This is a genomic window from Amniculibacterium sp. G2-70, from assembly GCF_014353055.1.
GTDB lineage: Bacteria > Bacteroidota > Bacteroidia > Flavobacteriales > Weeksellaceae > Amniculibacterium > Amniculibacterium aquaticum.
The window spans coordinates 1,037,883-1,052,045 of the sequence record NZ_CP060698.1 but is presented as its reverse complement, the minus strand read 5'-3'; the positions used below and the strand labels follow the sequence as shown (position 1 = coordinate 1,052,045).

The 14,163-nt window shown below is 37.6% G+C and carries 15 protein-coding genes; 6 read left to right on the top strand and 9 right to left on the bottom strand.

What is annotated here, in order from left to right; genetic code table 11:
* Nucleotides 1–21 precede the first annotated feature (21 nt).
* Complete coding sequence (locus H9Q20_RS04825) at nucleotides 22–360, top strand: DMT family transporter (protein ID WP_124639522.1); 339 nt, start codon at nucleotides 22–24, stop codon at nucleotides 358–360.
* 1 nt (nucleotide 361) lies between these two features.
* Here the strand turns inward: H9Q20_RS04825 and H9Q20_RS04820 are convergent, their stop codons facing one another.
* From H9Q20_RS04820 to H9Q20_RS04810, 3 genes are all read right to left on the bottom strand, one after another.
* Entirely contained in the window at nucleotides 362–718 is a 357-nt protein-coding gene (locus tag H9Q20_RS04820; protein WP_124639524.1) for a hypothetical protein, read from the bottom strand.
* Between the two features lie 59 nt (nucleotides 719–777).
* Nucleotides 778–2,280 (bottom strand): GH3 auxin-responsive promoter family protein, encoded by a 1,503-nt coding sequence (locus H9Q20_RS04815; RefSeq protein ID WP_187478412.1) that lies wholly within the window; start codon nucleotides 2,278–2,280, stop codon nucleotides 778–780.
* A gap of 69 nt (nucleotides 2,281–2,349) precedes the next feature.
* Entirely contained in the window at nucleotides 2,350–2,664 is a 315-nt protein-coding gene (locus H9Q20_RS04810) for a hypothetical protein (RefSeq protein ID WP_124639528.1), read from the bottom strand.
* Between the two features lie 282 nt (nucleotides 2,665–2,946).
* Here H9Q20_RS04810 and mfd point away from each other — a divergent pair, with 282 nt between their 5' ends.
* The 5 genes from mfd to pth all read left to right on the top strand — a co-directional run bounded on the left by mfd (nucleotide 2,947) and on the right by pth (nucleotide 9,520).
* Nucleotides 2,947–6,321, top strand: coding sequence for a transcription-repair coupling factor (gene mfd, locus H9Q20_RS04805; protein ID WP_187478411.1), 3,375 nt, complete (start codon nucleotides 2,947–2,949; stop codon nucleotides 6,319–6,321).
* Between the two features lie 87 nt (nucleotides 6,322–6,408).
* Entirely contained in the window at nucleotides 6,409–7,014 is a 606-nt protein-coding gene (locus tag H9Q20_RS04800) for a hypothetical protein (protein WP_124639532.1), read from the top strand.
* A 153-nt stretch (nucleotides 7,015–7,167) separates the two neighbouring features.
* On the top strand, nucleotides 7,168–8,025 hold the full coding sequence (locus H9Q20_RS04795; RefSeq protein WP_124639534.1) for a hypothetical protein: 858 nt from the start codon (nucleotides 7,168–7,170) through the stop codon (nucleotides 8,023–8,025).
* Nucleotides 8,026–8,034: 9 nt separating this feature from the next.
* Entirely contained in the window at nucleotides 8,035–8,859 is an 825-nt protein-coding gene (locus H9Q20_RS04790; RefSeq protein ID WP_124639536.1) for a hypothetical protein, read from the top strand.
* 97 nt (nucleotides 8,860–8,956) lie between these two features.
* Nucleotides 8,957–9,520 carry an aminoacyl-tRNA hydrolase gene (gene pth / locus H9Q20_RS04785; protein ID WP_124639538.1) on the top strand — a complete coding sequence of 188 codons (564 nt, stop codon included), beginning with the start codon at nucleotides 8,957–8,959 and terminating at the stop codon, nucleotides 9,518–9,520.
* 59 nt (nucleotides 9,521–9,579) lie between these two features.
* Here the strand turns inward: pth and H9Q20_RS04780 are convergent, their stop codons facing one another.
* The 6 genes from H9Q20_RS04780 to H9Q20_RS04755 all read right to left on the bottom strand — a co-directional run bounded on the left by H9Q20_RS04780 (nucleotide 9,580) and on the right by H9Q20_RS04755 (nucleotide 14,160).
* Entirely contained in the window at nucleotides 9,580–9,822 is a 243-nt protein-coding gene (locus H9Q20_RS04780) for a hexameric tyrosine-coordinated heme protein (RefSeq protein WP_124639540.1), read from the bottom strand.
* Between the two features lie 149 nt (nucleotides 9,823–9,971).
* Nucleotides 9,972–10,640: a carbonic anhydrase gene (locus tag H9Q20_RS04775; protein ID WP_124639542.1), complete on the bottom strand. Its 669-nt coding sequence runs from the start codon at nucleotides 10,638–10,640 to the stop codon at nucleotides 9,972–9,974.
* Nucleotides 10,641–10,644: 4 nt separating this feature from the next.
* Nucleotides 10,645–11,202, bottom strand: coding sequence for a serine O-acetyltransferase (locus H9Q20_RS04770; RefSeq protein ID WP_124639545.1), 558 nt, complete (start codon nucleotides 11,200–11,202; stop codon nucleotides 10,645–10,647).
* Nucleotides 11,203–11,207: 5 nt separating this feature from the next.
* Nucleotides 11,208–12,368 carry an AAA family ATPase gene (locus H9Q20_RS04765; protein ID WP_124639547.1) on the bottom strand — a complete coding sequence of 387 codons (1,161 nt, stop codon included), beginning with the start codon at nucleotides 12,366–12,368 and terminating at the stop codon, nucleotides 11,208–11,210.
* A 70-nt stretch (nucleotides 12,369–12,438) separates the two neighbouring features.
* On the bottom strand, nucleotides 12,439–13,596 hold the full coding sequence (locus tag H9Q20_RS04760) for a glycosyltransferase (protein WP_124639549.1): 1,158 nt from the start codon (nucleotides 13,594–13,596) through the stop codon (nucleotides 12,439–12,441).
* The gene (locus H9Q20_RS04755; protein WP_124639551.1) at nucleotides 13,597–14,160 is read right to left on the bottom strand and encodes an acyltransferase; all 564 of its coding nucleotides are present in this window, start codon (nucleotides 14,158–14,160) and stop codon (nucleotides 13,597–13,599) included. It lies immediately after the preceding gene.
* Nucleotides 14,161–14,163 lie beyond the last annotated feature (3 nt).

The following is a 14,163-nucleotide window of genomic DNA, read 5'->3' as shown; positions in this document are numbered from 1 at the left end:
AGTCTTCTTATTTTTGCAACCATGAATTGGATTATACTCATTATTGCAGGATTGTTTGAAACGGGATTTGCCATTTGTCTTGGAAAAGCACAACAGTCCGAAGGGCGCGAAAGTCTATTTTGGTGGTTGGGATTTGTGATCAGCCTATCGATGTCTATGTTTCTTATGTACAAAGCGATTTCTGGTGAAAATGCAATTCCCATCGGCACAGCTTATGCTGTTTGGACGGGAATTGGTGCTGTGGGAGGTGTGCTCTCCGGAATTATTTTGTTCAAAGAACCCATTGTTTTTTGGAGGATGTTCTTTGTGACGACATTAATTATTTCTGTTGTCGGGCTGAAAGCGGTTAGCGAACATTAATTTATCTCGCTGCACTGATGCCAATTAGTATAGCGCCTGCAGCTCCAATTACGGTACCAACCGTAGTAACAGTTGCTTTGGTATTGTCCCTCACTCCGGTCACATTGCCTTTAGCTAAAGAAATTTGGATGCTGTCTTTTTTCCCTGTAAAACCAATAATGCTGTCGTTTTTTATTTTGTGAAATCTCATTTTTTGCTTTAACTTGCTGTCTCTTAGTGAGAATGAGTATGACTTTCCACTTTGTAATTGCGAATAATCGTTTTTGCTAAGATCATCGGAATATTTGGTCGTTGCACAAGAGGAGGCAACGAATAAACTTGCAAATAAAATTGATTTTAAAGGTAAATGTTTTTTCATTTTTAAAATATTTATCGTTCAAATGTATTATAATTTTGAATAATATCCTAATAGAGATGCTACTTCTTTAATTTATCTAAGAAATCAGCAATTTTTCTATCATTGGATAATCTCGGGATTTTGTTTTGTCCTCCCAATTTCCCTTCCGATTTTGCGTAATCCTGAAAAGCATTTTTTTGCAACTTCGTTATTTTTAGGGTTTGAAGGATATTTCCAGAGATTAAATCGTTATAATACGAATTTCTTTTTCTCAGCTCAATATCCAATTTTTGTCTAAAATCTTCCAAGTTTTCCGGTTCTTTTTCAAATTCAAAAAACCATTCGTGATACGGCAAAGATTGATTTTCTGGATTCACTTGTGGAGCCAGATGAAACTCGGTTATCTGGGCAGGAAAAGTTTCCACGGTATCTTTTAGTGCGGCTTCAACCTCACCGGCAATCACATGTTCTCCAAACGCCGAGGTATAATGAGAAGTCCTTCCGGTAACCAAGATTCGGTACGGTTTTTTAGAAATAAATTTGATGACATCTCCAATCGAATAAGCCCAAAGTCCGGAATTGGTGGTCAGGATCAGGGCATAATCTTTATTCAGTTCTACTTCTTTCAGGGTCAGTCTTCTGGCATTTTCTTTTCCAAATTCTTCTAACGGAATAAATTCATAGAAAATCCCGTGATGGGTGAGCAGCAAAAGCCCTTCTTCTTTATAATGGTCTTGGAAGGCAAAAAAGCCTTCGCTGGCAGGGAAGGTCTGTACAACATCTACCTCAGCGCCCAAAAGTTCCTGCATTTTTTGTCGGTACGGCTCATAATTGACCCCTCCGGTGATGATGAGTTGAAGGTTGGGGAAGAGTTCTTTTATTTTTTTACCATTCCTTTCGATGAGTTTTTCAAAATACATGATGAGCCAAGGCGGTATGCCCGAGATCAGGGTCATGTTTTCTTTTTCGGTTTCCTTTACGATCGTGTCCACTTTGGTCTCCCAATCATCAATGATGTTGGTTTCGTATTTTGGGAGTCTGTTTTTTTGTAAATACTGCGGGATGTGGTGGGCAACAATTCCGGAAAGTCGTCCGGTTTTTATGTCGGCAATTTCCTCCAATTCTGGACTTCCCTGCAAGAAAATCATTTTCCCACACACAAAATCGGCGTTATTTTTTTGTGAAATATAATGGAAGATGGCACTTTGTGCGGCTTTTACCTGACAGTCGATGCCTTCTTTGGTTAGTGGGATGTACTTGGTGCCCGAAGTGGTGCCGGAAGTTTTTGCAAAATATTCCGGTTTCTCGGGATACAAGATGTTTCGGTCTCCATGTTTTATTTTTTCAATGTACGGCTTCAGTCCTTCGTAGTCGGTGATGGGTACAGATTTTTGAAAATCTTCTATGGTTTTTATTTGTCCAAATTGATGGGCAATGCCAAAGAGTGTTTTTTCGGATCTTTTCACCAAGTCCAACAAGAGTTGCTCTTGCAATTGAACTCCGTTTTGTTTGAAGTTTTCACAATCGGAAAGGTGTTTTTTAGCCCAAACTTTGGCTGCTTTTTTCTTGAAGAATTTTAACATGTAACAAAATTACAAAAGCCTACAAAATAATCTGTAGGCTTTTTGAGAAAAATGAAAAGTTATGATTTTTTATTTTTTGTGCTCTTTGTATCTTTTATCCGGAGTGCCGTCTTTTTTCAAGTGCTTGTTTTCCTTGAATCGTTTGTCCACGGTGCCGTCTTTTTTAAGTTTGAGCCCTGTTTTGTTTGTCGACTCTTTAACTTTAGCAGCCTCTTTTTTAGCTGAAGTTTCTATTTTGGCTGCTTTTTTTTCAACTTTTTGTTTTTCAACTTTCAAAGCCTTTGTAGGAGGTGGGGTAGTAACGGTTGTTGCTGCCTGTGTGTGTTGTGCTTGTGCCAGTCCCAATCCTAAAATGATGGACATTGCAGTAAGAAATTTTTTCATTATTTTATTATTTTGATGTTGTAAATGTAGGAAATATTTAAAATGGGCAAAATCTTTTTTCACAAATTAACCAATTTTTATAAATTCTTAAAATAAACTTAAGGTTGGCCCAAGAATCAGTCACGATGAAGGAACATTAAGAGCTTAGAACATCTATAAAATTCCTTTCTAAATTCCGCTTACCCGTTTTTCATTCTTTGTATAATGTTTACCTTTGCTGAGCTCTAACGATTTCGGACTTTGTTCCCAAATCGTGTTTGGCGTTTATGCAAAATACAGTTTATGTCTCTTAAAACCATCAACCAAACCCTAATCCCATCTTTGTTGAAACAAGGATTTGGACAGGAAATTTTTGATCTTTCCGAAAAAAATCAACATGTTTTTATTAAAGGAACGGCCGGATCCTTCTCCACAATTTTTGTTGCCGAACTTTTTCTTAGCTCAGGTTTGGATGTTCTTTTTGTTTTGGATGACAAAGAAACTGCGTTTTATGCCACAACAGAATTGGAAGAAATGTTGGGCGAGGATAAAGTCCTGTACTTCCCAGAAACTTTGGTACAGCCCTACCAAATCGAGAAAACCCAAAATGCCAATATCGTACTGAGAACAGAAGTCTTGAACCGATTGAACACGGACAAAAACCCGAAAGTCATCGTAACTCATGCACTTGCACTTTCGGAAAAAGTGATTAAAAAAGAAGATTTTAAAGCCATCACGCATCAGATAAAAGTGGGTGAGCGGTTGGATTTTGATTTCACGGAAGAATTGCTGCGCCAGTTTTCCTTCAATTTTGTAGATTTTGTCTCCCAACCTGGAGAGTTTTCCGTTCGTGGCGGTATTGTCGATGTCTTTTCCTATGCCAACGAAAAGCCGTACCGAATTTCTTTCTTTGGAAACGAGGTCGAAAGTATAAAAGAATTTGACATAGAAACCCAACTGTCCATCCGTAAGGTTGATGGCTTTCAGCTGGTGTCCAATATGAATTATTCGGTGTCGGGATCCAAGATTTCGTTTCTGGACTTGATGGACAAACGAAGCACCGTCGTTACCAAAAATGCCAAAGACAGCCTTAGGAAAATTAAAGACTATTTTGCCAAAGCCGAACAGAATTTTGCCGGACTTAGCGAGACCATCGCACACATCAGCCCCGAAGATTTGTTTGTTTCAGAATTTGTATTTTCCAACGGACTCAATTCGTTCAAGACCATCGATTTTGGGAACAGCCCGATTTTGGGTTTGCGACCTATAGAATTGGTGCTTCAGCAAAGTCCACAGCCGAGTTTTCATAAAAATTTCGAGTTTTTATTGGAGGATTTAACCCAGAAAAAACAACAAGGTTATCAAGTTTGGATTTCTTTTTCTTCCGAGAAACAAAAAGACCGATTGGAGTCCATTTTTAGAGAAATTGGAGGCGAAGATTTGGAAAGTTTTTGGGAGAACGATTTCGTTTCCGAACTGCATGAAGGTTTTGTTGATGCCAATCGTTTGATCTCCATTTACACCGATCATCAGATTTTTGACCGTTACCAACGCTTCAAGGCCAAAACGGCATTTGCCAAGTCCGAACACATCACTCTGAAAGATTTGGTCTCACTGAAAGTGGGCGATTACATTACCCATATCGACCATGGAATAGGCAAATTTATGGGTTTGGTAAAGGTGACCAACGATGGGAAAGTTCAGGAATGCTTCAAACTCAATTACAAAAATGGAGATCTACTCTATGTCAGCATTCATGCTTTGCATAAAATTTCTAAATACAACGGCCCCGACGGAAAGGAAATTACCCTGTCAAAGCTGGGTTCGCCAGCGTGGAAGGCTCTGAAACAAAAAACCAAAGCCCGAGTAAAACAGTTGGCTTTCGACCTTATAAAACTATACGCCAAAAGAAAAACAGCCAAGGGCTTTCAGTACACTCCGGATACATATCTTCAAAATGAATTAGAAGCCAGTTTTATCTATGAAGATACTCCGGATCAGGAGAAGGCTACTTTTGATGTGAAAAAAGACATGGAGGCCGAAACCGTAATGGATCGATTGATCTGTGGCGATGTGGGTTTTGGAAAGACAGAAGTTGCCATTCGTGCAGCTTTCAAAGCGGCAACCGACAGCAAGCAAGTGGCAATTTTGGTGCCGACCACCATTTTGGCATTTCAGCATTACCGAAGTTTTATGCAAAGACTCAAGGATTTTCCGGTGAACATATCTTACCTCAACCGTTTCCGTACAGCAAAACAGAAAAGTGAAACACTGAAGGGTTTGGCAGAGGGCAAAATTGATATCGTGATCGGAACCCATCAATTGGCTTCGGAGAAAGTGAAATTCAAAGATTTGGGACTTTTGATTATTGATGAAGAACACAAATTCGGGGTTTCGGTAAAAGACAAACTGAAAACCATGAAATCCAATGTAGATACGCTGACTTTGACCGCAACTCCCATTCCAAGGACATTGCAATTTTCATTGATGGCCGCTCGGGATTTGTCGGTTATTAAGACGCCACCACCCAACCGTCAGCCGGTGGATACGCAAGTGGTTGGTTTTGATGAAGAACTTCTGAGAGATGCCATTTCCTACGAACTGCAAAGGGATGGGCAAGTTTATTTCATCAACAATCGAATTGAAAACCTGAAGGATATTGCCGGGATCATCCAACGATTGGTTCCGGATGCCCGAGTGATCACTGGACATGGGCAATTGGAAGGAAAAGAGTTGGAAAAAAGAATTTTGGACTTTATGGATGGGAAGTACGATGTTTTGGTTTCTACAACGATTGTGGAAAGTGGGGTCGATGTCCCCAATGCCAATACCATTTTCATCAACGATGCACAGAAATTTGGCATGGCCGACCTGCACCAAATGCGCGGTAGAGTAGGGCGAAGCAACAGAAAAGCATTTTGTTATCTGATCACTCCGCCTTACGATATGGTTACTTCGGATGCTAGAAAAAGATTGGAGGCCATCGAGCAATTTTCGGATTTGGGATCGGGTTTTCAAATTGCAATGAAAGATTTAGAAATCCGTGGTGCCGGAGATCTTTTAGGGGCAGAGCAAAGTGGTTTCATCAACGAAATGGGCTTCGAGGCGTATCAGAAAATCATGCAAGAAGCCTTGGAGGAATTGCAAAACGATCAAGAATTTGAAGATTTGTTTGAAAATGAAGAGGAAAGGAAAAAATTATTCAAATCCACCAAGGAGGTCAACATCGATACCGATTTTGAACTGATGTTACCCGATGCCTATGTGAGTTCCATAGAAGAGCGACTTTCCTTGTACCAAAAATTATCTGAACTGGGGAGTGCCCAAGAATTGAAAGATTTTGAAAATGAACTGATTGACAGATTTGGTGCATTGCCGGAGGAAGCCATTAATCTTTTGAAGTCGGTAGAGTTAAAATGGTGGGCTTCTGAGATAGGATTTGATAAAATTGTGATGAAAAACGGCGTGTTTTTGGGGTACTTCCCGGATAATCCTCAGGATAAATTTTACCAAAGCGAAAAATTCCGTCACATTCTCAGTTATCTTACACAAAATCCTCAGGAGGCAGTACTCAAAGAAAAGAACAACCAACTGATGATGAGAAAAGAAAAAGTTGAAGATATTGAAGGGGTTAATATTTTATTGAGTAAAATTTTAATTTCAAAAAGCATTGGGTAGTTGTGTGTTGTATGCAGTTTGTTATTTTTTAATTAAATTTGTAAAGACTTTTTAGTTAAAAACACAAGAAACGAAACACATAAACCGATGAAAAAGTATATTATTTTACTTGCAGCTGTTGCTTTGATAGGCTGTAAAAAAGAAGAAGCTAAAAAAGAAGGCGGTTTGGGACAGGCAATAGATCAAGTGTCATCTCTGAGTAAAATTGCAAGTTCAGCCGATGAACTGAGCAAACATATTGAAGAGTTAAGCAAATTGACGCCCATTACCAACGACCAAATAAAGGCTATTTTCCCAGATGTTTTTATGGGAAATAAGCGAACAGAATACTCCTCCGGACAAGCGGCGATACTCCAAGTTTCTATGGGGGAAGCAAAGTATAAAAATTCCGACGGGCAAAAGTCAGTAGAAATTAAAATCACCGATGGAGCGGGTGTAGGGAGCAGTATTGTGACCGGTATCATGTTTACCCTGCAATCGGATATGGAAAAAGAAACCGAGACCGGTTTTGAAAAAGTAACTGAAATAAACGGGGTGAAAATGTTGGTGAAACAAGATACAAGCGGAGAAACCACCGATTCGAGCTTAAAGTTTTTGTATAAAAATCGTTATCTCATTGAAGTGGATGGCGATTATCCCGTTGATGAATTGTCACGATCCATTTCCGAAATCAAACTTTCTACCTTACCATAAATTGTTTATGTTGATGAATATATTTTGTTTTTCAATGATTTTTCGACTAATAAAATGATGTCTGTATTGTTATTTGTTTTAATTATAGAGAGTAAAACACATTTTATTTTGGAAAATTAATTTATATTTGTCAAAATTTATAACAATTAGAAAATGAAAAAAAATATATCTCTTTTTGCCGCTGCTGTTGTGATGTTCTCTGTGCAATCGTGCAGCAGATCTTCAGAAATAGATGGAAATCTTTTGAACGATATGGATGCCAATCAAGGTGGGCTAATCGGTAAAAGAGCGTTGTTTAGAGAGACGATGGTGGGAGATACCCTAACCTATTATTATACAGGATATAACCTAACCAGTGCAATCGGGACCAACGATGCAACCCTTATTTCGTACAACGGAAATGCTATTGACAAAATTTCATTTAACGGTTTTGTAGGAAATAATATGGTGTCTTACACACAAAATTTCAACTACGATAACAACGGTGTAATCAATACGGTGATCGAAAATAGAAATGTAACGCCGGCAGGTCAAGCAACTGCGATCAATATTAAATCTGAAATTACCGTTAAGTATAAAGCCGATAAATCCATTGACTCATTAATTGTGAAATCGGGTGAAGTGGTTGCAGGACAACCGTTTGAGTACAATGCGTATGCTCGTACTGCATTTACTTATACCACAAATAAAAATGTAACCCAATTGGTGAAAAACCAAGGTGTGATTACGGCAGGACAATTTGTACCGTCCATCGTAAATACCACATATAAGTTTGAAAACTTCGACGATAAGAAAAGTCCTTATTCTTTAATTCCTTTTGCATACCTATTGTCACAAGCGATTGATGAAACGGGAAATGCATATAAGTTTTCTACGAACAATCCTAAAAAGATGAGTTTCCAGACACACCTTATGCCTAATCCAACAGTGGTTACTACAGCCAATACTTATGATCCTCAGGATTATTTGGCAACTTCATTTAATGTGTTTTTTCAGTACAAACCTTTTTAATAGTAAAAAATGTTTAAAATAAATCTTCTATTGGGATTGGCCTCTTTGGGCTTAGTTTTATCGTGTAATTCATCAGGAGATGTTGTTGGGATGGACGAGATTGATCTTAACGGACCACACCAAATCATTCATAAGATATCAACAACCGGAAGCACCAATGTTTTAATCTATAACATGGGTGGGAATAAGTTTATTAAACTATCGGATACGGATAACAATATGCTTCAGCAGATTTCGTATAACAATAACAAAATATCCAACATTACCGGCTTCTACAAAGATGCCAACAACGGTGGTGCTGTTACCAATTTTAATTTGAATTTTGTGTATTCCGGTACTGTATTAACCAGTTTGCAAGGAACTGAAGAAACTGCAGGGACAACAAGCGATGTGGCAACAACCTTCACTTATACCAATGATAAATTAACCAAAACCTATACAACCCGAACCCAAACGGTCGCTGGAGTTGCAATTGTAAATTATGCTCAAAATGATTTGACCTATACGGGATACAACCTTTCTCAGTCGGTATTTACAACGGGAGTATTAAATGCCAATATTCCAATGCCGGGAGTTACGGTGACTACCACCTATTCGGGGTACGACTCTAAGGTGAGTTATCTTTACGGAATCCCAAAAGAATATGCGTATTACAGTACCTATAATTCTTCGGGTGCCAACTATCTGTCTCCCAATAATGCAGGTTCTGTTGCAATTGAGGTGATGGGGCAGACTCAGACAAAAAATTATGCCTATACTTATGGGACTGCATCCATGCCAACGGTAGCAACGGAAGGGACCGATATCATCAATTATACCTATCAACCTAACTAAAGTTGAATTTTAAAATTATAAAGAATCCCAAGCCGATAGGTTTGGGATTTTTTGTGATTAAATCTATCTTTGCAATTATTTTTTATACAAGAAAATCGTGAAATATCTTATTGTAGGCCTAGGAAACAAAGGAGTCGAGTATGAAAATACCCGACACAACATCGGCTTCAAAGTGGCTGAAAAAATTGCTGAATCCCTAGAGGTTTCGTTCAGTTCCGCTAATTTTGGTTGGATGGCCGAAGGAAAATATAAAGGAAGAAAAGTTTTTGTCCTAAAACCGGACACCTACATGAATCTTAGTGGGAAAGCAGTGAAGTTTTGGATGCAAAAAGAAAACATTCCACTAGAAAATGTACTGATTGTCACCGATGATTTGGCACTTCCTTTTGGTACGCTTCGCCTTAAGATGAAAGGTTCTGATGCCGGTCATAACGGGTTGAAAAACATTCAGGAGCAATTGCAAACACAAAATTATTCCAGGTTGAGGTTTGGGATTTCTGCAGATTTTTCCCAAGGAAAGCAAGTGGATTATGTTTTGGGAGAATGGTCCGAAGAAGAAAATGAAAAACTGAAAGAACGAATAGAATTTTTTGCAAAAGCTTCTTTATCGTTCGTTTTTGCCGGTGTGCAGAACACGATGAATACTTTTAACGGTAAATGACAAATGGGTAGTATAAAAAAAATCGGAGGTAATGATGATTACTTCCGATTTTTTTTAGATTATTTAGCGTCCTTCCAATAATTGTTGGCCATGGCTATCGTTTGGAATTCTACCGCGATAACATGTGCCGATGCAATCAGCTGAGCCGTATCATTGGCATAGTCATTACGCATTGCTTTTCTAGCTTCTGGATCTCTTTGTATGGCAGCAATGGATTTTCTAGACATTTTTATTGCCAATTCTCTGCCTTCTTGTGGGGTTTTGGTGATGAGGCTTTTTAGCCAAATTTCTGTGTTTTCCATACTGTATTTTTATTTTGTTACTTATATTTTTATTCTGACTTTGCACCCCGACCTGAGTGGAGCTCTTTTATTTTTTTGTAAGGAAATTGTCTTGACAAAAAAATAAAAAGCGGGAACGGAGGGCGGTAAAGGTGCCCAAATAAAAAAAACTATTTTTTCTTGATGCTTTTCATCCAATTGGAATTGGTAAGGTCGTAGATTTTCTGGATGTTTTTAAGGATTTTCTTAAAGTCAATTTTCAAATCGACCAGTTTCCCTGTCTTCATGTCGAAAACCCAACCGTGGACCATTGGATATTCATCAATTAAATAGCGTTCTTGTACGCAGGCCATTTTTATGATGTTGATGCATTGCTCTTGTACATTGAGTTCGACCAAGCGGTCGTATTTTTTATGAGGATCTTTTATGTTGTCCAATTCTTCTTGGTGCAATCGGTACACATCTCTTATGGTTCTTAGCCAAGGGTTCATCAATCCATAATCTTCCGGGGTCATCGCAGCTTTTATACCGCCACAACCGTAATGCCCGCAAACAATGATGTGTTTTACTTTTAAATTTTCTACAGCATATTGGATTACGGCAGTAGCATTCATGTCCAAAGTGTTAACGACATTGGAGATGTTTCTGTGCACAAATACTTCTCCTGGCTTTAGTCCCATCAGTTCTTCGGCAGAAACTCTGGAGTCCGAGCAACCGATGTACAGGTATTCTGGAGTTTGTCCTTCGGATAATTTATTGAAAAAATCGGCATCTTCGCCCAATTTTTCTTCTACCCATTTTTTATTGTTTTCAAAAATGGTTTCATAGTTTTTACTCATTAGTTTAGATTTTATTGTTGATGTATCCCTCGGTTGCATGATCGTTTGGGATAATGCTAGCAGGGTTGCCCAAAACTACGGAATGATTTGGGACGTCAAAGTTAATGTATGAATTTGGAGCGACCAAAACATTGTTACCAATTTTTATTCCGCCGACAATTACGGCATTGGCTCCTATCCAGACTTCATCGCCAATGGTGGGCACTCCAGCGTTTTTTCCACGGTTTTGTTGGCCGAGGGTTACGCCTTGTGCAATATTACAATTTTTGCCTATTTTCACTTTGGGGTTGATGACCAAGGCTCCCCAATGTCCGAGGTAGAGACCTTCGCCAATTTGCGTTTCCGGATAAATTTGGAAACCGTATTTGATCTGATAATGCCTTAGAATCAATCGGTTTAGTTTGCCTTTCCAACTGTTTTTAGGTTGGCTTTGAGCCTTTCTGAGCCAATAAATAAAGTGTAAATTCGGACTGAAACATGCTTTCCAGATTTGAATTTTGGAAAGCCATTTCCCGGTGGCACGGTAGAAATCTTTTTGAATGATGGAATGGTTTGGAGACATGGTTATTATAAATTTGGAATGATATTTTCTCGCAGGAAAGTTCTTCTGAACCAGAGTTCAAAAACAGGATCTAAAAGCTCGAAAAGTTGATCGGTTTTATGAATGAGATCTTTTCCTAAAAGAACTTCCTTATTCTTGGTTACGTTGGCGGAGGTTCCCAGATTGTATTTGCTAAGATTCGCTTTAGACGATAATTGTTTTTCTTGATTAATAATAGCTTTAATGAGGTTGATTTGCCCAATACTTAGTTCTTCTATCAGTTGTTGAAAAAGCGGAACATTGCTTTGGATAAGCCTTTCTAAGGCATTATTGAAAATTTCTTCGGTGACTTCCTTCGTTGTTTCAGACCAAATATAATAAGAAAATTGTTGTACATACCAAGAATGATTTTTCATCAGTTTCGGGATTTTCTCTGCCCATTCTGGATGGATTTCTTTTTCGGATTGATGAAATTTTTCTTGAATAAAGCTAATCCATTTTTCCTTTTTAATTTTTTCTAAAAAGAAAATATCCCCAAATCTATAGAATGGAGCCGAAGAATCGTTAAAAAGCTGAGTCATCAGATGTCTTTTGCTACCGTATAAACAAAAAACACAATGCTTAAAAGTTTGCCAACTGGCTCTGAGTTTTTTCTCTAATTTTTTATAGTCTTGATATTGGGAAAGATTTTGAAACTCATCGATGCAAATTAAGAATTGTACATTCTTTTTCTGGGCTAAAACTTCAGGTAAAGCCAAAATTTCACTCATATTTTTTTCGGCTTCTTTCCATTCAAAAGACAAACTGAAATCACTTTCCGGTTGTATGCCAAAACTAATTTTCGGAATGATGTTTTTAAATACTTCTTTAGCGTCTGTTATCCATTCTTCCCATTTATCTGCAGATGCTTTAAGAACTTCTTTGGCATAAGTTTCTAAAAACTCTTGAGTGTCACTACAAGAAAATAAATCAATTTTTACAATCTTAATATCTTGGCGTTCATGACTTATTTCTGCACAAGTTTTTGCAACCAATGATGATTTTCCCCATCTTCTGGGTGAAATAAGTATGGTATTTATTCCGGAATAAATATTTTTTTTCAACTTTGCAACATCATCTTCTCTATTGGTAAAAGATTGTAAATTAACGATATGCCCAAATGCAAACGGTGAAATTTCTTTTTTCATAGCAGCTTACTTAACAGTAACTTACTTGTTGGTAACTTACCTATTGGTAAGCCAAAGGTACAAAATGTTTTTATAAATGATCCAATATCCCGATGATCTCCTTTACAGAATTTTTCAAATCAAAAGGCATTGTATAGTTTTGAAATTCTTTTTGGTACTTTTCAAAAGATTCAGGCTTACTTAAAGCTTGTTTCATTCCTGTATAAATTCCGTGTTCAGAATTTTCTACCATCAATCCTAATTTTCCGTTTTCCAACATCTCTTGAACTCCCGAAACATCGGTCGCGATGATGTTTTTCTTTAGGACAATGGCTTCAAACAAAACCGTTGGGAAACCTTCGTATCTGGAACTTAGTACAAAATAATCCGCATGTTTCAGATAAGGATAAGGATTGTCTGTAAAACCGAGTAGGGTTGAAGTTCTTTCAACTTTTAATTCGTGTTGAAGTTTTTTTATGTTTTCAAAATCATAACCGTCACCGATGATTAATACTTGATGTTGAAAGCCTTCATCTAATAATTGTTTATGAACTTTCAGAAGTCGATCATAACCTTTTTGCGGAAAAACCGTACCAATGGAAACAAATAAGGGTTGTTGGTTGTCGGTTGTCGGTTGATGGTTCTTAACCTCAGCCTTAGCCTCGATCTCCGCTGTATCTAATGGATTGTAAATTCTAACAATTTTGGATTTTTCAGTTTCGTTTTTGGCGAGACTTTCAAAATCGTGTTGAATGTGTTCGGAGATCACCATGATTTTATCATAGCCAAAAAACTTTCGAATTTCAGCATCTGTATAATTATGGAAATGTGTTTTCCGCAAATCATTATGAATCCAAATAATTTTTTTTGAAGTTTTTATGGGCGACCCCAAGATCTCGTCTCGAAAACCATGGATGGCCGCAAACTCTATGTCGTATTTTTTATTTTTTAGAATGAATTTATACAATAAAGTTGGAAAAGATTTCAACAACTTTTGATAGATCACTCTAAAGGCTTTTTTCGGAATATCCTGAAGTCGGTTGGTGGTAATCATTTCGCCTTTATTCAGGTACTTAATATTTATCCAATCGGGGATTTCGGCAAGGTATTTTCCGGAATAGAGGTTGAGCAAAAGATCGATTTCGTATTTGTCTTTGGGTAAATTTTTGAGGAAGGTAGCCAAGACTTTCTCTGCGCCGCCATGACGAAGAGAACCTATCCTAATGAGTATTTTTTTTTGGGGGAACATTTACTTTTTTACCGGTTTATAGGTGTGTGGGAGGTTTTTTATTAAAAATTCATCAAGTTGTTTTCTATTTTGTTCGATTTCTCGAGGGTAAATCACATTGTTTTTCATTAATTTTTCTCCATAATCGTCAATAGTACAAATGAATTTTGCCGGATTTCCTGCGTAAACAGAGTTATCTGGAATGGAACAGTTTACCACGGACATTGAACCAATGATAGAGTTGTTACCAATGGAAACAGCGGGTAGGATAATAGTTCCTTTGCCAATAAAAGTGTTGTTGCCTATTTTTATTCTTCCAAAGTAGCGTTCGTCTTTGTATTTTTCTATTCTTTTGGTCACCCTGGCTTCGCCTCCATGATTGATAAAAGTTACATCTTGTGCTATTGTTACATGGTCACCAATCTCAATTAGATAAGGCTCAGATCCAAAATTTGGAATGCCTTGTATATAAATGTTTTTTCCAACTTTAAGACCTCTTTTTAAAGCTAATTTCAGAGTGCTTTTTTTAATTAAATCTTCATATAAAGTGTGGAGCTTTAGCAAAATTCGATATAGGTAGGTCATGTG